This window comes from Pediococcus claussenii ATCC BAA-344 (assembly GCF_000237995.1).
Lineage (GTDB): Bacteria > Bacillota > Bacilli > Lactobacillales > Lactobacillaceae > Pediococcus > Pediococcus claussenii.
Map to the genome: position 1 here is coordinate 1,038,873 of NC_016605.1, position 20,757 is coordinate 1,059,629.

Annotated in this window: 17 protein-coding genes; 1 reads left to right on the forward strand and 16 read right to left on the reverse strand. The window is 37.0% G+C overall.

The window, feature by feature from the left end; translation table 11 throughout:
• Window positions 1-6 precede the first annotated feature (6 nt).
• The 8 genes from ftsY to PECL_RS05010 all read right to left on the reverse strand — a co-directional run bounded on the left by ftsY (window position 7) and on the right by PECL_RS05010 (window position 10,960).
• Window positions 7-981, reverse strand: coding sequence for a signal recognition particle-docking protein FtsY (ftsY, locus tag PECL_RS04975; RefSeq protein WP_014215501.1), 975 nt, complete (start codon window positions 979-981; stop codon window positions 7-9).
• On the reverse strand, window positions 982-4,530 hold the full coding sequence (gene smc, locus PECL_RS04980; RefSeq protein ID WP_014215502.1) for a chromosome segregation protein SMC: 3,549 nt from the start codon (window positions 4,528-4,530) through the stop codon (window positions 982-984).
• 12 nt (window positions 4,531-4,542) lie between these two features.
• Complete coding sequence (gene rnc, locus PECL_RS04985) at window positions 4,543-5,241, reverse strand: ribonuclease III (RefSeq protein ID WP_014215503.1); 699 nt, start codon at window positions 5,239-5,241, stop codon at window positions 4,543-4,545.
• A gap of 121 nt (window positions 5,242-5,362) precedes the next feature.
• Window positions 5,363-5,605 (reverse strand): acyl carrier protein, encoded by a 243-nt coding sequence (gene acpP, locus PECL_RS04990; protein WP_014215504.1) that lies wholly within the window; start codon window positions 5,603-5,605, stop codon window positions 5,363-5,365.
• Between the two features lie 82 nt (window positions 5,606-5,687).
• On the reverse strand, window positions 5,688-6,707 hold the full coding sequence (plsX, locus tag PECL_RS04995) for a phosphate acyltransferase PlsX (RefSeq protein WP_041534742.1): 1,020 nt from the start codon (window positions 6,705-6,707) through the stop codon (window positions 5,688-5,690).
• A 14-nt stretch (window positions 6,708-6,721) separates the two neighbouring features.
• Window positions 6,722-8,758 (reverse strand): ATP-dependent DNA helicase RecG, encoded by a 2,037-nt coding sequence (recG, locus tag PECL_RS05000; RefSeq protein WP_014215506.1) that lies wholly within the window; start codon window positions 8,756-8,758, stop codon window positions 6,722-6,724.
• A gap of 120 nt (window positions 8,759-8,878) precedes the next feature.
• Entirely contained in the window at window positions 8,879-10,525 is a 1,647-nt protein-coding gene (locus PECL_RS05005; protein WP_081478631.1) for a DAK2 domain-containing protein, read from the reverse strand.
• Between the two features lie 72 nt (window positions 10,526-10,597).
• The gene (locus PECL_RS05010; protein ID WP_014215508.1) at window positions 10,598-10,960 is read right to left on the reverse strand and encodes an Asp23/Gls24 family envelope stress response protein; all 363 of its coding nucleotides are present in this window, start codon (window positions 10,958-10,960) and stop codon (window positions 10,598-10,600) included.
• Window positions 10,961-11,247: 287 nt separating this feature from the next.
• On the opposite strand from PECL_RS05010, the gene rpmB reads away from it, so the two are divergent.
• Window positions 11,248-11,433, forward strand: a complete 186-nt coding sequence (gene rpmB / locus PECL_RS05015; RefSeq protein ID WP_014215509.1) for a 50S ribosomal protein L28 — start codon at window positions 11,248-11,250, stop codon at window positions 11,431-11,433.
• Between the two features lie 90 nt (window positions 11,434-11,523).
• On the opposite strand, the gene PECL_RS05020 is transcribed toward rpmB, so the two are convergent.
• From PECL_RS05020 to priA, 8 genes are read right to left on the reverse strand one after another with little or no spacing between them, the layout of a single operon-like run.
• Window positions 11,524-12,180, reverse strand: a complete 657-nt coding sequence (locus PECL_RS05020) for a thiamine diphosphokinase (protein WP_014215510.1) — start codon at window positions 12,178-12,180, stop codon at window positions 11,524-11,526.
• Entirely contained in the window at window positions 12,180-12,827 is a 648-nt protein-coding gene (gene rpe / locus PECL_RS05025; RefSeq protein ID WP_014215511.1) for a ribulose-phosphate 3-epimerase, read from the reverse strand. The genes PECL_RS05020 and rpe overlap by 1 nt, the downstream gene beginning before the upstream one ends.
• Window positions 12,824-13,750 carry a ribosome small subunit-dependent GTPase A gene (gene rsgA / locus PECL_RS05030; RefSeq protein WP_014215512.1) on the reverse strand — a complete coding sequence of 309 codons (927 nt, stop codon included), beginning with the start codon at window positions 13,748-13,750 and terminating at the stop codon, window positions 12,824-12,826. Before rsgA ends, rpe begins: the two co-directional genes overlap by 4 nt.
• Window positions 13,751-13,761: 11 nt before the next feature.
• The gene (gene pknB / locus PECL_RS05035; RefSeq protein WP_014215513.1) at window positions 13,762-15,273 is read right to left on the reverse strand and encodes a Stk1 family PASTA domain-containing Ser/Thr kinase; all 1,512 of its coding nucleotides are present in this window, start codon (window positions 15,271-15,273) and stop codon (window positions 13,762-13,764) included.
• Complete coding sequence (locus PECL_RS05040; protein WP_014215514.1) at window positions 15,270-16,016, reverse strand: Stp1/IreP family PP2C-type Ser/Thr phosphatase; 747 nt, start codon at window positions 16,014-16,016, stop codon at window positions 15,270-15,272. The genes pknB and PECL_RS05040 overlap by 4 nt, the downstream gene beginning before the upstream one ends.
• Before the next feature lie 5 nt (window positions 16,017-16,021).
• Entirely contained in the window at window positions 16,022-17,368 is a 1,347-nt protein-coding gene (rsmB, locus tag PECL_RS05045; RefSeq protein WP_041534621.1) for a 16S rRNA (cytosine(967)-C(5))-methyltransferase RsmB, read from the reverse strand.
• A complete protein-coding gene (fmt, locus tag PECL_RS05050) occupies window positions 17,355-18,314 on the reverse strand; it encodes a methionyl-tRNA formyltransferase (protein ID WP_014215516.1) in 960 nt (319 codons plus the stop codon). Before fmt ends, rsmB begins: the two co-directional genes overlap by 14 nt.
• Window positions 18,315-18,332: 18 nt before the next feature.
• The gene (priA, locus tag PECL_RS05055) at window positions 18,333-20,750 is read right to left on the reverse strand and encodes a primosomal protein N' (protein ID WP_014215517.1); all 2,418 of its coding nucleotides are present in this window, start codon (window positions 20,748-20,750) and stop codon (window positions 18,333-18,335) included.
• Window positions 20,751-20,757 lie beyond the last annotated feature (7 nt).

Consider the following 20,757-nt stretch of genomic DNA (forward strand, 5'->3'; position numbering starts at 1 on the left):
ACGCTCCTATGCATCTTCATTCAGAAGATCTTTGAATAATCCGTTAACGTATTGTTCAGGATCAAAGGGACTTAAGTCCTCTACTGTTTCCCCAAGACCAACGTATTTTACGGAAAGATGTAACTGGTTCCTAATTGGCAGCACAATACCACCTTTAGCAGTTCCATCTAGTTTTGTTAAAATAATTCCGGTTACACTCGTTGTTTCCAAAAATGCTTTTGCTTGTGTCAATGCATTTTGGCCGGTTGTAGAATCTAGTACCAACAATGTTTCATGCGGTGCGTCCGAAATTTCACGGCTAATTACTCGCTTGATTTTATCAAGTTCGTTCATCAAATTAACCTTATTTTGCAAACGTCCGGCTGTATCAACTAATAATAAATCGTAATTTTCTGCCTTAGCTTTTTTTACCGCTTCGAATACAACCGCAGCGGGATCACTCTGCTCCTTACCTGCAACAACGTCGACTCCATCACGTCGACCCCATTCTTGAAGTTGTTCAATTGCACCAGCTCTAAAGGTATCACAAGCCGCAAGCAGGACTTTACGTCCACGTGCCTTGAAACGCGCTGCAAGTTTACCAATGCTAGTTGTCTTACCAACTCCGTTAACTCCAACAAATAGGAATACTGTTGGACCCTCTTTTGAGAAAACAAGATGATTATCTTCTTGCTTACCATTTCGTGTATATAACGATACCAATTTTCTTACAATGACTTCTGAGATCTGCTCTGGAGTAGAAACGTGTTCATACTCGATTTCATCTCTAACTTCTTCACTAATTTGAATTGCCGTATCAAATCCAACATCAGCCTCAATGAGGGTCTCTTCAAGGTCATCATAAAAATCATCATCCACACCATGAAAATCAACAAAAAGTTTTGATAACCGATTTCCAAAAGATTTTCGTGACTTTTCCAATCCTTTGTCGTATTTCTCAGCTTCTTCTTTCGATTTAGAACTTCTATTAAACCATGCCATCTATGCTAACTCCTTTTTTTGTGCCTCTTCTAATGAGACCGAAACCATCTTAGATACTCCTGATTCCTGCATCGTAACCCCATACAACATGTCAGCTTCTACCATTGTACCCTTTCGATGGGTAATAACAATAAATTGAGTAGTATCCTTGAACGTTTTAAGATACTTTGCAAAACGACTAACATTTGCATCATCAAACGCTGCTTCGACCTCATCTAAAATACAGAACGGAACCGGACTGACCTTTAAAATCGCAAAAAGTAAGGTAATTGCCGTCAAAGATTTTTCGCCACCAGATAATAAACTGAGTCGCTGTAATTTTTTCCCAGGAGGCTGGGCCTTTATCTCAATTCCAGTGTTTAAAAGATCATCTGGGTCGGTGAGCTCAAGATGAGCTTGGCCTCCTCCAAACATCTGTTTAAACACAATTGTAAACTCATTTGCAACCTGATCAAATGTCTCCTTAAATCTATGACTAGCTTCTCTGTCCATTTCGTCGATTGATCGGTTCAGTTGATCAGCAGAACTAGTTAAGTCGTCTTTTTGGGAGCTTAAAAAATCATATCGCTCTGAAACACGATTAAATTCATCGATTGCTCCAATATTGACAGTTCCCAACTCGGTAATCCCACGTTTTAGCAGTTTCATTTCTTGCATTAACTTTTCTGAATCAACATCAACAAGCTCTTTACGGGCATTTTCAATGGTTGTTTCATGTTCATCTCTTAGCCTGTCGATTGCGACCTCGACGGTATTTTTAGCGATATCGCGCTGTCCTTTTTGTTGACTAAGTACATTAGTACTTTCACTTATTTGTCCACTTAACGTTTCAATTTGTGCATTCACACGATCTAATTCATCCTGTTTTTGTACTAAGTCTGATTGTAAATCAGCAATACCCCGTTGAGTATTTTTTAGCTTCTCCTTAACGGTTTCTAAACTCTCATTTGAATTAGTTCGTTCGATTACATCATTGCCTAATAATATTTTCTTTTTCTTATTAAGGTCCAAAAGCTTATTCTGTGAGGATTGTAATGATGATTTCAGATTACCAATTTGTCGTTGAAGTTGGGTTAGCTGTTCATCATAACGTGTTTTTTTAATTCGTAAATTTGTTAATTGTTGATTTCTTTTTTCCTCTGATTCTGAACTTGCATCCAGAATAGATTGCTTTTCTTTAGTTTCAGCTTTAATTTTTGAAATCTGTACTTCAAGTGCCGACTCTTTGTCATTCAAATCCAATTCATTTTTTACCTGAACGTCACCACTAAGATTACGTAGCTCAAACTCAGATCCACTAATTTGCCTTTTTAAAACTAAAATCCGTTCATTTGCCAACTGGAGTTCATTTTTTCGATCGTTCAATGCTGCTTTAACTTCTGATTGTCTAGCTTCAATGGCATCTAGTTTATTTTTTAACTCACGTCCTTCGTGCTGCAATTCTTGCGTTTTGCTCTCTTTAAGAATAACCTCTTCCTCAGATTGATTAATCGTGTCCCGAAGGTCAGCGATCTCCTTATCCTGCGCTAACAATCCTTTACGATTATTTTTGGTAGCCCCGCCACTCATTGTTCCACCAGCATTAATCACGTCCCCGTCCAGTGTCACAATACGAGCACGATACCTAATCTGATTAGCAATCTTTGTCCCATTATCTAAATTATCAACAATCAAAGTCGTGCCCAATAGATATTTAGCAACATTTATAAATTTATCTTGAACGTGAACCAGTTCGGCTGCAATGCCTAGGAATCCCTGTGAATTCATGGAAGCTTCTCGCACTCCAGTCGCTAGGGAACGCGCTTTCAAAACATTGACCGGAAGAAAAGTGGCTCTTCCTAAACGATTTGTCCGTAAATAATTAATGACTGTTTTAGCAGTTTGTTCGTTATCAGTTACAATATTTTGCAATTGATTTCCCAACGCCGTTTCAATGGATACCACATATTGCGACGGTACTGAAATTATTTCTGAAACCGGACCGATAATTCCTGTAAAACGATCCCTTTTTTGTAGAGCAACCTTCGCTCCTTGATAATAACCAGCATATTCATCTTTAAGATTGTTTAAACTGTTAAAACGCGCCTTAAATTGTTGTAACTCTCCCGATTTATGCAACCACTCACTGCGCACCTGTTGATATTCCTGATTAATCTTCACGCCCTTGACTGAAATTTCCTTCTTTTCATCTTCAATTGTCTGAAGATCGGATTGAATTGTATCAACAACATTCGTTAGATCTGTAATTTTTGTTTCTTGTTGCTGTTGTTGTATTTTCAAACTATTTAATTCTTCTTCAATACGAGTAACCTGTTTAGAAGAACGTACCTCGCTTTTTTTTAGAAAGGAACGTTCATTTCGGACCGAAGTTAATTCCTGCAATACATCCATGTATGTAGCCCTCAGGCCGTCAATTTGGTGTTGTAACTTATTTGCATCAAACGTCTTAGAGAGATTCATTAAGTCTGCAATTTGTCCCGATAGCTTGTTAACCTCTTGCTCAAGTACTTCCTGATCCTTATTTTCAGCTTGCAATTGTTGTTTAGACTTCGAAATATCCTGTTGAACTATAACAATCTCGTCATCAAGGCTCTTAATTTGGTTTGTACGATACTTTTCTCTTTCAACTGCTAAATTCTTAACACCCGTAATTTGTTCTTCTTTCCTTGTGAGTTCAACAATCACATTTTGCAAGCTGTCCTTTTTTTGAGTTAAAAGAGTTATCTGTTGTCTTAAACTATCGCGCAGATGTTCTTGCTTGCTTAAGGTATGTCGAAATTCTTGTAACGTAACATCTGTTTCTTTTATCGTTTTTGAGAGGTTAGTGCTCTTTTCAGAATTAGCATCTATTGTTCTAATCAGCCTTGTTCGATCTAAAATATCATATCGTGTTTTTTGCTCAATAAAATCCTTTGCTAAACTAGCTTGTTCTTCCAGTGGATTACGCTGCTTATCAAGTTCATTAATTAAATCATTAACACGTTTTAAATATTCACTCGTTTTACCAAGCTCATTTTCAGCTTTTATTTTATTTTGTTTATACTCTAAAACACCAGCGACCTCTTCAATAATTGCACGCCTGTCTTCAGGTTTACTGCTAAAAATTGATTCCACTCGTCCCTGGGAAATTATTGAAAAAGATTCTTTTCCTAACCCTGTATCAATAAATAAATTCAAAATATCACGTAAGCGACAATCGTTTCGATTAATTTGATACTGACTTTCTCCGTTACGATAAAGCTTTCGCGAAATCATCACTTCAGAAAATTCTGATTTCAAAAAGTGATCAGTATTATCAAAAATAGCCGTAACAGAAGCTCTTGCTAAAGGCTTTCGTGTTTCAGTTCCTGAAAAGATAACATCGGGCATTTTACCGCCTCGTAGGCTCTTAGCAGACTGTTCTCCCATTACCCATCTGATCGCCTCAGTAATATTACTTTTACCAGATCCATTAGGACCAACAATTCCTGTTATTCCATTTTGAAATTTAATTTCAGTTTTATCTGCAAAAGATTTGAAGCCACTAATTTCAATTGATTTTAACTTCATATAACCTAATTCCTATTTTTTACTTTTTATCTGCTGTAAGGCCTTATTAGCAGCATTTTGTTCAGCTAACTTTTTGGATGTTCCTTTACCTCGCGAAAGCTTTTTCCCGTCGGCTATCAATTCAACCTCAAAAACACGATCATTTTCACCACCAGTTTCAGCAATCAACTGATAATCAATATCGACGTCACCATGCACCTGTAAAACTTCCTGAAGCTCACTTTTATGATCGATAACGTGATCAAACCGTCCTTCATCTAGCTTAGGAAAAATCACCTTTTGAACAAATTCCTCAACAGCATCACGGCCCTGATCCAAATAAAGTGCACCAGTAAATGATTCAAAAATATCACAAAGAAGTGAAGAACGTTGTCTTGCCCCTGATAATTCCTCACCTTTGCCTAAACGGATATACCGATCAAAATGGCATTCTTTAGCAAAATCACTAAAACTATCCTCTTTAACCATTGCAGCCCGTAATCTTGTTAATTTTCCTTGTGGCATTTCTGGATACCTTTTGAATAAATATTCAGAAACCACAATCTGTAAAACAGCATCACCTAAAAATTCAATTCGCTCGTAAAATTTAAGTCCTTGATTAGGATGTTCATTTACATATGATGCCTGTGTGAACGCTTCGTCCAACAAATCATGATTATTAAAATGAATATTAAAATTTTGTGCTAAATCATCTTCTAAAGCTTTTATCATTATTGCTCCTTTTTAATTTATAAGAGTTTAACTTTTATTAACCATCATTTTGGGTTTGAATGCAAAAAAGAAGTTTGAAGCAAAAACTAGTTTTGTCTCAAACACCTTTTAACATTATCATTTATTTTTGGTGACTTTCGATATAGTCTACTGCATCCCCAACAGTGTTTAACTGTTCAGCATCTTCATCAGAAATGTCGGCACCAAATGTATCTTCAAGCTCTAACACGAATTCGACAACATCAATTGAATCTGCATCCAAATCCGTTTTAAAATTTAAGGCGTTTGTTACCTTGTCACGATCAATCTCAAATCGATCTGCTAAAATATCAGCAATTTTATTAAAAATTTCTTCTTTTGTCATAGTGTACTCCCTGTTTAATTAGTTCCATACTCTAATATTTTAATATTTTTAAATATTAGTGTCTAGCTAAACCGTAATAACTTTATTCTTTTTCTTCCTGCCTACTTTGATGTGTTTCAAAGTAGTCTGAAAGATTCTTAGTAATTCGGGAATCTACCATGGTTGTTAGTTGACGTAACGCATTTTTAACCTGCTCCTCGTTACTTGATCCGTGTGCTTTCACCACTGGAGCTTTTACTCCTAACAAGACCGCACCACCGTGTTTTGAATAATCCATTTTATCCTGAACTTCTTTGAAGGAATTCTTAAGCAATAATCCCCCTAATTTACCGGAAACCCCACTATCCAAAATAGCATGTTTAATTAGCTTTAACATTGACAGCGCCGTTCCTTCAGTATTTTTTAATACCGCATTTCCAGTGAAACCGTCTGTAACAACAACATCTGCCGTTCCATTTAGAAGCTCTCGTGATTCAATGTTACCTACAAAATTAATTGAATCATCCGCTTCTAACAGCTGATAAGCTTCTTTATGAATTCGGTCACCTTTATCGTATTCTGTACCATTATTCAAAAGTGCAATTCTTGGATTTGTGACTTGCATAACATTGCAACTATAAAAATTCCCTAGAACAGCAAACTCATGTAAATTTTTGGCCTTACTTTCAGCGTTAGCGCCGACGTCTAACATTGTAAAACTATCTTGTGCACCTTCAAGGCTAGGCAAAGTGGTCGTCATACCTGGACGATCTACGCCCTTAATACGGCCAATTACAAATAATCCGGCAGCCAATAATGCTCCAGTATTACCTGCGGAAAATAATGCATCTGCATCTCCATTTTTAACCGCTTGAGCTGCCATCACCATTGACGAATTCTTCTTCTTTCTTACCGCTCTAACAGGCTCATCTTCCATTGTTATAACTTCATCAGTGTGTACAATGGTTATATTTTTAAAATCAGAAACGTATTTTTGAATTTCCTCTTTTTTTCCAAACAAAACAAATTCAACATCACTCAACTCTTCACGAGCTGCAACTACACCTTTAACAATTTCTTCTGGAGCGTTATCTCCACCCATAGCGTCAACAGCTATTTTAATCATCACAATCTCCTTTAGTCCAAATCTTGATTAATTTTTAAACCTTTAGTTACAAAACTTGCTAAGTTTTGATACTTAGAAATTTTTTGCCAGTTGCTTATATTTACAATTTTACTAGCCTCTAATTGTGCAGTCTGAAGAGCACCAATATCAACAACTGGATCCCCAACTTTAAAAATTGGTGTCCCAGATTGTTGTTTTCCAAAAATATCACCTTGTCCACGCATTTTTAAATCTGCTTCAGAAATTTCAAAACCATCATTCGTTTCCACCATAATCTGCATCCGTTCTCGCCCAGTTTGGCTTTTAGGATCAGCTACCAAAATACAGAATGCTTGAGCATCACCACGCCCAACACGACCTCGTAGCTGGTGCAACTGTGCAAGTCCAAATCGATCAGCATCCTGAATGACCATGACGGTCGCATTAGGTACGTCAACTCCAACTTCAATTACGGTTGTTGACACTAACCCTTGGAACTTTCCATCTTTGAAATCAGACATGATTTGATCTTTTTCTTCAGAGGTCATTCTACCATGAAGCAACGCCACCTTAAACTCGGGTGCAAAATCCTTTTGTAAATCTTCAAAAAGGGCCGTTGCATTTTGAAGATCCATCGCTTCAGATTCCTCAATTAGAGGAGTTACAACGAATGCCTGGTGACCCTTTTTAAACTCTTTTAGCATAAATCCTAAAACTTTATTCCATTCGCCACCTTTTAACCAGGTAGTTTTAATCGTTTTACGTCCACTTGGTAACTGATCAATAATTGAAACATCCATTTCTCCATAGGTTGTAATAGCCAAAGTTCTTGGTATCGGAGTTGCTGTCATCGCTAAGGTATCGGGATTTTGCCCCTTTTCACGTAACATCTTACGTTGCTTAACACCAAAACGATGTTGCTCATCAGTTATAACTAAACCTAAATCTTTAAATTCAACATCTCCTTGAATTAGTGCATGCGTTCCCACAACGATATTAACTAAGCCTGCATTCACTTTTTCAAGAAGTGCATCACGCACTTTTTTCCTCGTTCCTCCAACTAACAACCCAACGGTTACTCCAGTACCCTTAAAAAAGCGGGCCAAATTATTCGCATGTTGTTCGGCAAGAATTTCTGTGGGTGCCATTAAAACAGCTTGTTTTCCCGCTGTTACAGCAGCATACATCGCAATTGCCGCGACAACTGTTTTTCCACTACCAACATCGCCTTGAAGCAATCGATTCATATGAACTGGGTTATTCATGTCCCGAAGGATTTCTTTTGTAACACGTAATTGTGCGCTTGTCAGAGGAAATGGTAATTGCCGAATAAAATCTTTAATAACGTTATCATCATAATCTAAAGGAATTCCGTCACTAGATTTATCCCTTTGTTTCATCCATTGCAATCCAATTTGAAACTCCAAAAACTCTTCAAATTTGGCCGTTCGACGTGCATTTTTTACTAAAACGGGGTCGGCAGGAAAATGCAGACTTTCTATCATTTGTTTCCTGTGTAAAAGACGATATTTGCTAATTAAATCAGACGGTACAATATCGTTAATTAAGGATCCATATTGTTTAAATGCGTCTTTAACCAGTTGCTGGATCGTTGCCTGTCTAATCTTTTTACTGGCAGGATACACTGCTTTATACTCATTAGTACTTTCACTAACAATAATTTTAATCCCTGTAAGACTCCTTCGCTTGGCATCCCAGCGCCCATATACGATTAATTCACGCTCAACTTGCACCTGACTCTTAATCCACGGCTGGTTAAAAAAGGTGACCATAACTGATTCAGATCCAATTAATAAACGGAAATTAACTCTAACTTTCTGTCTACCAAAGCGAACGATTGTAGGATCAGCGGCTACGATCCCTTTAAAGGTCACTTTTTGTTGATCTTCTACTTGGCTTGGGTCCTGGATTGATAAATCTTCATAACGAAACGGAAAATACGTCAACAAGTCTTCAATTGTAAGAACATCTAACTCAGCTAATGCTTGTTGCCGTTTAGGACCAACACCTGGCAACACCTGAACTGAATCATACAGACTTTGCACCATTATTCCGTTTCCTCCTATGCTCCTATGACTAATGAAAAATTAGAAACGAACGACGAATGATTCTGAGATTAAAATCATTCGCCGTTCCCTTTTAGACTGTTAAGAATCGTTAACAGTACGCTATTCAACCGAAATTAAAAATGGATAAACTGGTTGATCACCCTCATGAATTTCAACTTCCAGATCATCATCCAGGTCTAGAATTTCATTTTGTAACATTTCTGCTTCATTCATACTAGAATTTTCGCCATAAATAATTGTTACGATCTCACTATCCTCATCAAGCATTCGCTTAACCATATCAATAGTAGCTTGCATCATATCAGGATTAGTATTAACAATTTCTCCGTCAATTAATCCCATATAATCGTTTTTCTTGATGGTCCTGCCATCTAGAGTTGTATCTCGGACAGCGATCGTTACTTGTCCGCTCTTAACCGTATCCAAATTATCTTCCATTCGTTCTCTATTTTCACTGAGGCCATCATCAGGATTGAATTCAAGCATTGCAGCCATTCCCTGCGAAATAGTTCTGCTGTGCACAATTTCAGCTGGAATATTTGATACTTCCACTGCTTGTTCAGCAGCTAAAAATATATTTTTATTATTTGGTAAAATGATTGCTTTCTTTGCACCTGATTGATTAATTCTTTCAACGATATCAGCTGTGCTAGGATTCATTGTCTGACCGCCACTGATAATATGCGTAACTCCTAAGCTTTTGAAAAGTTCAGAGATTCCTTTACCTGGTGAAATTGCAATTACTGCAGTATCGACAGAAATTTCTTTTTCTGATGCAACTTCGTCGTCAGCCACATCTTGTTCCATAATTTCTTCTTGTTGCCACCGCATATTATCAATTTTAATATTTAAAAGATCACCAAATTGTTGCCCCCAAGCTAAAACATCTCCGGGATGTTCAGTATGAACATGGACTTTAACAACTTCGTCATCATTGACTACTAACAGTGAATCTCCTTTATCAGCTAAATAATTATAGAAGGTATCGTAGTCAAATTCTTGTTTAACTTGCTTTCCTTTTCCAATTCTAACCATTACCTGAGTACAGTATCCAAATTGAATATCTTCTGGATTAATCTTTCCTTGAACACTTTGATGATGTTTTGCCTCAACCATTTCATTCATCTGCTCTGAATCAGGCTGATATTCCCGCTCATCTGAAATATCTTTTCCGTTTAATACATCACTAAAAGCATCAAAAACAAAAACTAATCCCTGACCACCAGAATCAACTACACCCACTTCTTTCAATACCGGAAGTAATTCAGTTGTGGTTTTAAGAGCCGCTTTAGACGCAGTATCAATAGCCATCATTACTTCAGCCACATTATCCGTCTCATTTGCTTTAGTCATACCAGCTTTAGCCGCTTCTCGTACAACTGTGAGGATAGTACCCTCAGTCGGCTTCATAACAGCCTTATATGCAGTCTGCGCACCATCAGCAACCGCTTGTGCAAGATCACTAGCACTCAAGCTAACTTTATTCTCCACACTTTTTGAAAAGCCACGAAAAATTTGCGATAAAATAACGCCTGAATTACCCCGTGCTCCCATCAACAATCCCTTAGCTAATGCACCTGCTAATACACCAATCTCATTGCTTGGCTCATCAGCTTCATACTTAGCACCGCTTTCTAGAGAAAGACTCATATTTGTTCCAGTATCACCATCAGGTACCGGAAAAACATTCAAAGAGTTGATAAACTCCGCATTTGCTTTTAGACGATTAGCACTAGCTTGAACCATTGTGTTAAAAACATCGTTAGTAATTAAAGTAGTAACAGCTTCCAATTAATATTTCCTCCTCGTCCAAACGACTTAATCGTTTAAGACCTTCACACCCTGAACAAAGACATTCACAGAGTTGGCTGAAATCCCAAGAATTGATTCCAGACTAAATTTAACTTTTGATTGAACATTTTTTGAAATTTCCGAAATTTTTGTTCCGAATCCAACAATGATATAAACATCGATTGCAACACCGTTATCCTGCTGTCGAACAACCACTCCACGCGAATAATTTTCTTTTCGCAAAATTTCGTTTAAATTGTCTCGAATTTGGTTCTTGCTGGCCATACCAACAACCCCGTAGTTATCGGTAGCTGCACTGCCAACTACTGTAGCGATCACATCATTTGAAACGTCAATTGTTCCGTTTTTTGTTTTAATCTTAACAGCCATTAAAAAACCTCCCTTATTCAAGTACACCAATGATATTTTACCATATCTCAAACACTCAAAAAATACAATATTACCGTTCGCTAATTTTTATGAATACCATTATATCAATAATTCATTAAAAAGTTTCACGTTACATATGTGTAAAATTCGTAACTATGTTAAAATTGGGTGTCAAGGTAATTTACTTGAAAGATTTATCTTGCATTAAATCAAGCAATATGATAAATTATTTAAGTGATTGAAAAAGATTCTATGTAAAATTAGAAGTGACAAAGGAGGATTTCAGCATGGCAAAAGATTTTCTTACAGGAAGCCGTACCCACTTTGGTAACACTCGTTCACATGCGTTGAACCACAGTCGCCGAAGCTGGAAACCAAACTTACAAAAGGTGCGCATCCTTGTTGATGGCAAGCCAAAACGTGTTTGGGTATCAGCCCGAGCACTTAAATCGGGTAAGATTGAACGTGCATAATATAAATAAAAAGAAGCGATCAATTGATTGCTTCTTTTTATTTATATTATGCTATTTAGAGTGACGTAAAAATCAATTTTTAGTTTTATCTCAAACCTTTGGTAGATCCCTACTTTGAATAGCAGCCACGATTCCACTTGCAAAGTTAAAATGGGCCTCATTACCAATAAATTCATTACTACCAAAGGCGCGTGGGTAAGTACATGAATAATTATCGAGTGTATATTTTTCGTCAATCAAGTTTAAATCTGTCACCCCTGTTAGTAAAACAAATCCCAAATATTTATAACCCATTTGTTTTCTAATAACATGATTTCCGGCATGGTAGAATGTAATCAAATTTTGTCGATCTATTAAAGTAATCTTTTCAATTAAATCCTTGAACCTAGGCTGCAAAACAGCAAATATATTCGACAGCAAATGATCCATTCTACCGCCTGTGGCACCATATACTACAACTTCTTCCGCATCCAAAAATTCTTCTTGGACTAGTTTCAAAGCCAATTCAGTATCAGTATCGTCTTTATGCTCATTTACCCGTAATACTTTTTGAGAATGTTCTTGAACCAATTGAAAGTCTTCTTCGTCAATCGAATCAAAATCACCCAAAGAAAGCGCAGGACTGATACCAGCCTTAACCAATCGCAGACTTCCTCGATCAACACCAATCCAAATGCCAGTGACAGTTTCCCAATCAACTGGAATTTGATCAGTAGGCCCTCCAATTAAAATATTGACCCTTGCCATTATTTTGTAAGACCTTTTAATTTTTCAACTTGGGATTCTGGGTCTTTGCTGTTAAAAACGTAAGAACCAGCAACGGCAATGTCTACGCCAGCGTCATATACATCTTTCACGTTTTCCTCTGAAATTCCACCATCAATTTCAATATCAAATTCAAGGCCCCTCGCCTGTCGAAGGTTAGATAACCTTTGAACTTTATCAATGGCCATTGGAAGGAATTTTTGACCGCCGAAACCAGGGTTAACAGACATTACTAGCACTTGATCGACCATTGGTAATAAGTCTTCAAGGGCAGTTAATGGGGTTCCCGGATTCACTACTACTTCCGCTCTTATTCCCCCGTCCTTTATCATTTGAATGGCTCTCGCAATATGATTAGTACTTTCAACATGAACACCAATTACCGATGCACCAGCCTCAATAAAGTCCGAAATAAATCTTTCAGGTTCAGCGACCATCATATGCACGTCTAGCTTTGTCTTTGTGTTTTTAGCGAGGTCACGAACTGTTGCAATCCCAAAACTCAGGTTTGGTACAAACTGCCCATCCATGACATCAACATGTAGGTAATCAGCTCCACTTACTTTTTTTACGTCAGCAACTAAATTTGCTGCATCTGCACTTAATATTGAAGGTGCTACTTTTATCATTTCTTTTTTCTCCTATCCTTTTTCTGATATCCTTTTTGTTTATATTCAGGTTTTTGGGCTTTAATCAACTCAATAAATTGTAAATAATTTTGATAACGACTTTCTAAAATAGTTCCATCTTCAACTCCAAGTTTTACAGCACAACCTGGTTCATTTAAATGTAAGCATTCTCTGAAACGACAATTAGGTGCTACCTTAACAAAATCCATAAAGTATTCTTTTAAATCTTCTATTTGCATTTCAAATATTGAGTAAGTTGAAAATCCAGGGGTATCTGCTACTAACCCATCGTTGATCGGTAATAGTGACACTTTCCGTGTAGTATGTTTCCCACGGTTAAGCGCTTGCGAAACCTCACCAGTTTGTAAATTAAGATTGACATCAATATGATTTAAAAGGGTTGATTTTCCAGCACCAGTTTGTCCCATAAAAATAGTTAACTTGTTTTTGAACAGTTTTTTTAAATCATCGATCTCTGATTGTGTAAACTCTTTATTCTCAAAAAAGACCTGATAACCCATGCTCTCATAATATTGTACTGTTTTATTAAACTTTGTATATTCTGACTCAGTTAGTAAATCAGTTTTAGAAAAATAAATCAATGCTCTAATGTTCTTCTCTTCTAAAGCAACTAATTGTCGATCAAGTAAATTAGTTGAAAAATCTGGTTCCTTAACAGCCGTCACAACTACTGCCTGATCAATATTTGCCAATGGTGGCCTGACAAGGTTATTCTTTCTTTCATGAACAGCAGTGATATAGCCCAGTTCATCCTCTTTTTTAAAATCAACAAAATCCCCCACTACAGGAGCTAATCCTTTGCTTCTAAAATTACCTCGTGCTCTAGTACGTATAACGCGTCCGTTCGCTAAAACATCATAATATCCTGCTAAAAGTTGAATTATTTGCCCATTCTGTTTCATAGATTCTCCAATTATCTTGCTGTTGTGAAAGTGATTGTAGTTACCCGTGGCACAACAACTTGTCCTGCAACAACACTCTGTGAAATTATTCTACCATTGTCAAATTTAGTTGTTTCAATCTGATGCTCTTTAATGGTGAATCCTTTTTTCTCCAATTGCTTTTTAGTACTGCTAAAATCACCACCAACATAATTATCGGTATCAAAACTATTGGGTCCAATACTGACCTCTAAATTAACCTTAATGCCTTGCTGAACCGATTTTCCAGCAGTAGGTAAAGTCGCAATTACGGACCCATAATTTATCTTATTACTGGCCGACTTTGTAACTTTCCCAATCCCAAGTTGGCTTTTAGAAAGCTTAACCGTCGCCGCATTTTGTGTCATTCCCGTTAGGCCCGGCACATTTACCATCCTAGGCGAACTGAGTTTAAAAGCTATTAAAATACTGCCAATAAAGGCTACCATTACTAAGAATGTAAATAATGCTCGCCTTCTAATTGGATGGCGATGTTTCGGACGATGACTTTCTTTTTGTGGTACGTTTTTCGGATAGTTAACCTTATTATTGGTGGAGTATCGAATTTTGGCGTCTCCACTTTCGGGAGTGAAAGTATTTAATTTTTGATCAATTTCTGCCTGATCTAAAACAATGGTCTCTTCATTTTGTTCACCTGCAACAAAACGATCTTCTGACGCACGCTCTGGATTCAGAGTCGAATCCAAATCCTCTGACATTTCCTGAATATTCGAATATCGATCCATTTGGTTTTTGGCAGTCGCCTTTAAAACAACATTTTCTAAAGGTTGTGGAATTCTATCATCGTAACTCCTAACAAAGGGTACCTGATCTTGATAATGCTTAATAGCAATTGATACAGCACTTTCTCCCTCAAAAGGCACTTTGCCAGTTAGCATCTCAAACAAAATGATACCAAGTGAATAAATATCTGATTGTTGGGTTGCAACATGTCCTCGAACCTGTTCAGGTGATAAGTACTGCACCGATCCGATTACCGAGTTTGTCTTTGTGAAGGAACTATCTTCATTGGCTAAAGCAATTCCAAAATCCGTTATTTTAGCATTACCATTCTTATCAATCAAAATATTTTGTGGCTTTAAATCACGGTGAATAATTCCGTGCAAATGTGCTGTTTCAACACCATTTAAAATTTGTTTCATTATTTTAATAATCTGTTTAAAATCTAACGGAAAGTTATCATGGATATATTGTTTTAAATTTTCTCCGTCAACATATTCCATAACTAAATAATTTAAGCCATGATCTTCACCAATGTCATAAACCCCAACAATATTAGGGTGAACTAATTCTGTTGTTGCTAATGCCTCCCGCTGAAACCGGCGAAGCGCTGATTCGTCATCTTGCATATCAATTCTAATTAACTTAACAGCAACATCCCTATCAAGAATTAGGTCGTGAGCAAGATAAACATTGGCCATTCCACCCTCACCAAGGGACCGAATAACCTTATATCGTCCATTTAAAGTTTGATTAGGAGTCATTTTGATTCCTCCTGATCGATTTTCACAATCAATGCAGTAATGTTATCAGGGCCCCCTGCATTATTAGCCATTTCAATCAATTGGTTGCATTTTTCTTCAAGACTAACCGTACTTTGCAAAATAATACTAATAGCATCGTTACTAACCTGGTTGGTCAGTCCATCGGTACATAATAAATATTGGTCATCAACGTGAATCACGAGTTCCTTTGTGTCAATTTGAACATTGTCATCCACACCAAGCGATCTTGTTATGTAATTTTTTTGAGGATGAAATTTTGCCTCTTCATTTGTTATTTCGCCCTTTTCAACTAATTCATTCACTAATGAATGATCTGTGGATAATTGTTGTAAATTACCATCAGCAGAATAAAGGTAGCAGCGACTATCGCCCAAATTCGTAATAATCACCTGATGATCGACAAACAAAGCAACCACAATCGTAGTTCCCATCCCATTTAGATCCTGAAATTGTTTTGCTGCGGCTAAAATTTTAGTATTTTCAGCTGAAATTTGTCTTCTCAACCAATTAACTCCATTTTTAGTCGAGCTAACGGTAGATTCTTCAAATAAAACACCAATATGTGAAACGGCCATTTCAGAGGCTACATCACCTCCACGATGACCCCCAACACCGTCTGCGACAATAGAGAGAACCGCTCCCTTTTTATTTTTAAAGATCCCAACAAAGTCTTGATTATTAGCTCGTTTACTACCACGATCTGACAAATAAGCATAATTCATTGGTATTACCTCACTCTTTTCAAATTAGCAATGAAGAAGCCATCAGAGCCGAAATCATCTGGGAAAATATTTAATGTATCTAATTCCCGGTCATCTTTCAAGGATTTGTCGGTTTTAACCTTTACCAATTCAAAATTTGAATGTTTTTCTAAAAACTCCTTAACCGTTCCCTGATTCTCCATGTCTAACATTGTACAGGTACTATAGGTTAAGATACCATCAATTTTTAATTTTTCAGCAATTGCATCAAGAATGGACAACTGAATTTTATGTAACGTCATCGGATCTAGGTTATCTTTTACATATCTAATCTCCGGCTTTCTTCTCAAGAGGCCGATTCCCGAACATGGTGCATCCACCAGTATACGATCAAATGTATTATTATCATATTGATCATCAACTATAGATGCATCTTGTTTTTCGACCTCAATTCGATCACTAAGCTGCATTCGTCTTGCATTCTTTTTGATCAGATCTAATCGATGGTCATGTATATCCCATGCTACTACTTTACCATTTTGACCAACATATTCGGCAATTTGTGTTGTTTTACCACCAGGGGCAGCACATGCATCGAGTACCTTCATACCATCTTTAACATCCATTACCTCAGCAACTAGCATTGCTGATTCATCCTGTGCAATGATATCTCCCTTTTGGAATAACTCTGATCTAGAGAGCGAGTAAGGTACTCTCTCTAAAATCAACCCTTCCGATCCCACTTGGCTACGCTCAACACTAAATCCTTCTTTTTCTAAACCTTTTGTCACTTTTTCAGTTGTTGAAAGCACTGTGTTAACTCTGATTGATAACTTAGAAGGTGTATTGATACTTTTTAGAATTGAGACAGTTTTTTTCTGCCCTAATTCGTTTATTAGTTGTTTGATAATCCATTTCTTTACACTGTATTCAACAGATAACCGTTCAATTGGATCACTAACAGCAGCAACATTAGGAATGCCCTGTCGCTCAATAGACCTTAAGACTCCAGTTACCATTCGTCGAATACCGTCATGTCCTCTTTTTTTTGCAATCTCTGTCGATTCATTCAAAATTGCAAATTCAGGAATTCGGTCAAGATATTTCATTTGATAGACAGCTGTTCTTAAAAGATTCCTAACCCAGTTCTGCAATTTTTGTGGCTTTTTTAAAAAAGGTGATAAATAATAGTCCAACGTTAACTGATTCTGTAAAACGCCATAAACCAGTTCTGTAATAAGGCGCTTATCCTCAACCTTCAAATCATGTTGTTCGATTTCATTATTAACCTGCAAATTAGAATACGATCCTTCATCGATCTCCGACAATATATTTACAGCTATATTTCTTGGGTTATTTCTAATATTCTTCATACTTGATCACTTGATCGCCTTCAATAAAGGCATTCTCACTTCCATTAAGATAATCTGTAATTGTTAGTTTTGGTTTACCAGCCGGTTGAAGCTCTTCAATTGAAATAACACCATTTTCTCCAGTTGCTATATCTAAAGAATGTTTTGTCTTTTTAACGACTTGACCGGGTTCTAAATTAGTTTTTTGTTCCAAAACTTCAACTTTCCATAGCTTTGTTCGTACCCCATTCAAATATACAAAAGCCCCCGGAAATGGACGAAGTCCGCGAACTTTATCATCCACTAACGAAGCTTTTAAATTAATATCAACCTGTTCTTCTTCCGGCTTAATGTTAGGAGAAAAAGTAACCTTATTTTCATCTTGATCCTTAGCCTCTATGCTACCGTCTAAGAGAGCAGGTAAAGTTTTTAATAATAGATCTCTCCCCAATAAGCTCAATTTGTCAAACATCGTTCCGACATCATCTCTTTTGGTAATATCAATGGACTCTTGTGCAAGCATTTTTCCGGCATCCATTTTTTTTACCATATAGATTATTGTGACACCCGTTTCTTCTTCACCATGCATAATAGCATAATGAACTGGAGCACCTCCACGATATTTGGGTAATAGCGAGGCGTGTACGTTAATTGCAGCAATTTTGACTGAATCAATCAATTTCATTGGTAAAAACTGACCAAACGCTGCCGTAACAATCAGATCGGCATGTAAATCAATCAATTGTTCAAGTTCTTCACTACCTCCAAGTTTTTCTGGTTGATAAACTGGAATATCGTATTGAATTGCCACTTTTTTTACTGGAGATGGAGTCAAAATATGTTTTCGACCCACTTTTCTATCAGGCTGTGTCACTACTGCAATTACATTATATTCTTCAGCATCGATAAGTGAAGTTAGAATTGGAGCGGAAAATTCTGGTGTTCCCATAAAAATAATTGACTTCATATCTTCTTCTCCTTTAAATTAGATAAACACCTGTGGCTCAGGATCTATTGAGATACTTATACCTTGACGATACTGTTTCTGTGCTTCATCTCTAATGGATCTAAGTACTTGATCGAGACCCGGTTCCTTTTGAAATTTAATTACTAATTGGTAAAAATATTTTTGCTTTATTTTTGCAATCGAACGTGGACTTGGTCCTAAGATGACAGACCGATCACTGACGACTTTTTTAATCTTATTTACGATATCAAATGCAACTTTAGCAGCGGTCTTCTCTTCTCCACTAGAAACCGCAACTTGCACTGTAAAGAAATAGGGTGGATACTTTCCGAGTTTTCGCAAATACATTTCTTTAATAAAAAAGTCTTCATAATCTTGTTTTTGTGCTAATTTAATTGCGTAATGGTCTGGATTAAAACTTTGAATGAGGACTTCCCCTTCCTTGTCTGCTCTTCCCGCTCGGCCTGCTACTTGTGTTAGCAGTTGAAAAGTTCTTTCTGCGGACCTGAAATCTGGTAACTCCAGCGACGTGTCTGCGTTCAAAACACCAACAAGTGTTACATCAGGAAAATCGAGTCCCTTCGCAATCATTTGTGTTCCTAATAAAATATCAGCCTCATGATTACCAAAACGATCAAGTAAACGTTCATGTGCTCCCTTTCTTCGGGTGGTGTCAACGTCCATCCTAATTACCTTAGCATCTGGAACAAGTTTTGCTAGTTGTTTTTCAACTTTCTCTGTACCAGTTCCATAAAAACGAATTTTGTCACTGCCACAATTTTTGCAAGCCTTGGGAATTACTTCTTCATGACCACAATAGTGACATCGCATTGAATGTGTATCAACATGCATGGTTAGTGAAACGTCACAATTTGGACACTTTAAAACAAATCCACACGACCGACACATCACAAACGATGAAAAACCTCTTCGATTTAATAATAATACGATTTGTTCTTTCTTGGCAATCCTATCATTAATGGCAGTCAGCATTCCCTTTGAAAATGTTTCATCTGCTCTGCTATTTAATTCCTTACGCATATCGATAATTTTAATTGTCGGTAAATCATGCTTATTAGCGCGCTCTTTCATTTGCACCAAATTATAAACTTTTTTCTCCGCACGTGCTCGACTCTCTAAGGAAGGAGTGGCACTTCCAAGCACAACAGGGCACTTATTAGTTCTTGCACGATAAACTGCAACATCTCGCGCTGAATACCTTGGAGTATCTTCTTGTTTATATGTTGAAGAATGTTCTTCATCAACAATTACAATTCCTAAATTTTGCAAAGGAGCAAAAACTGCTGAACGTGCTCCAACCACAACAGATACCTCCTGCCGAACTATTCTCCTCCATTCATCGAACTTTTCCCCGTCGGATAGAGCACTGTGCAATACCGCCACTTGATTCCCAAACCTTGCTCTTACCCGATTTACCATTAACGGTGTTAGAGAAATCTCAGGAACAAGCATAATCGCTGTTTTTCCTTGTTTAACCACTTCTGCGATGCTTTGTAAATATACTTCCGTTTTCCCAGAACCAGTTACCCCCTCAAGTAATATTGGAGTTGAATCTTTAGACTTAATCTGTCGATCAATCATATTCTTAGCAATTTTTTGTTCCGAATTAAGTATTAAAGCAGAATCACTTTGAACCGTTTTGCTTTGGAATGGATTACGGTATTTCTCAATTGCCTTTCTGATAATCCAGTGTTTCTTTTCAGCACTTTCAATAGTAGAACGGCCAATTTTTTCTTCATTAATCAGTTTCTTCTGAGCAATTCCATCTTCGTCTAGGGTGCCTAGTAACTTGAGTAATTTAATTTGACCGGTAGCATTGGACGCCAACTGGCTAACTTCAATTTTTAAATCGCTTTCGCTTAAATTTGGATACACTTGCATTTCAGTCTTTATCTTAGCGGTATCAGCAATCGCATATTTAAGTTCAACTACTCCTTGGTTAACCCATTCATTAAGTTTAGCTTGTTGCATATGTGTTAACTCTGCTATCCGTAAATCATTGGCTTGTTCAACACCCAGTAGATCAAGTACTTCATTCTTAGAAATTTTTTCTTCATTTACTAGTACATATCGACGAGTATTTAATTTTAGTAAATTAGGAAGCATTGCCCTTAAAACATTGGCTCTGAAGGAATATGTTTGGTCTGCTAACCAATTTGATAAACTGATCAACTCAGAATTTAGCATTGGTTCAGGGTCTAAAAGAGCATTAATATTCTTCAGGTCATCAAGATTTGCTTGAGATTCAATCGAAATAACATAAGCCTGGACGGGTCTGCCAGCTTGTCCAAAAGGCACAAGAACTCTACTACCAACCTTAACCAAATTTTCAAGCGAATCATCAACAAGATAAGTAAAATTCTGATTAGTTTGAAGTGCTGGTATATCAACAATTACATCAATTTTTTTACTCATCTTAATC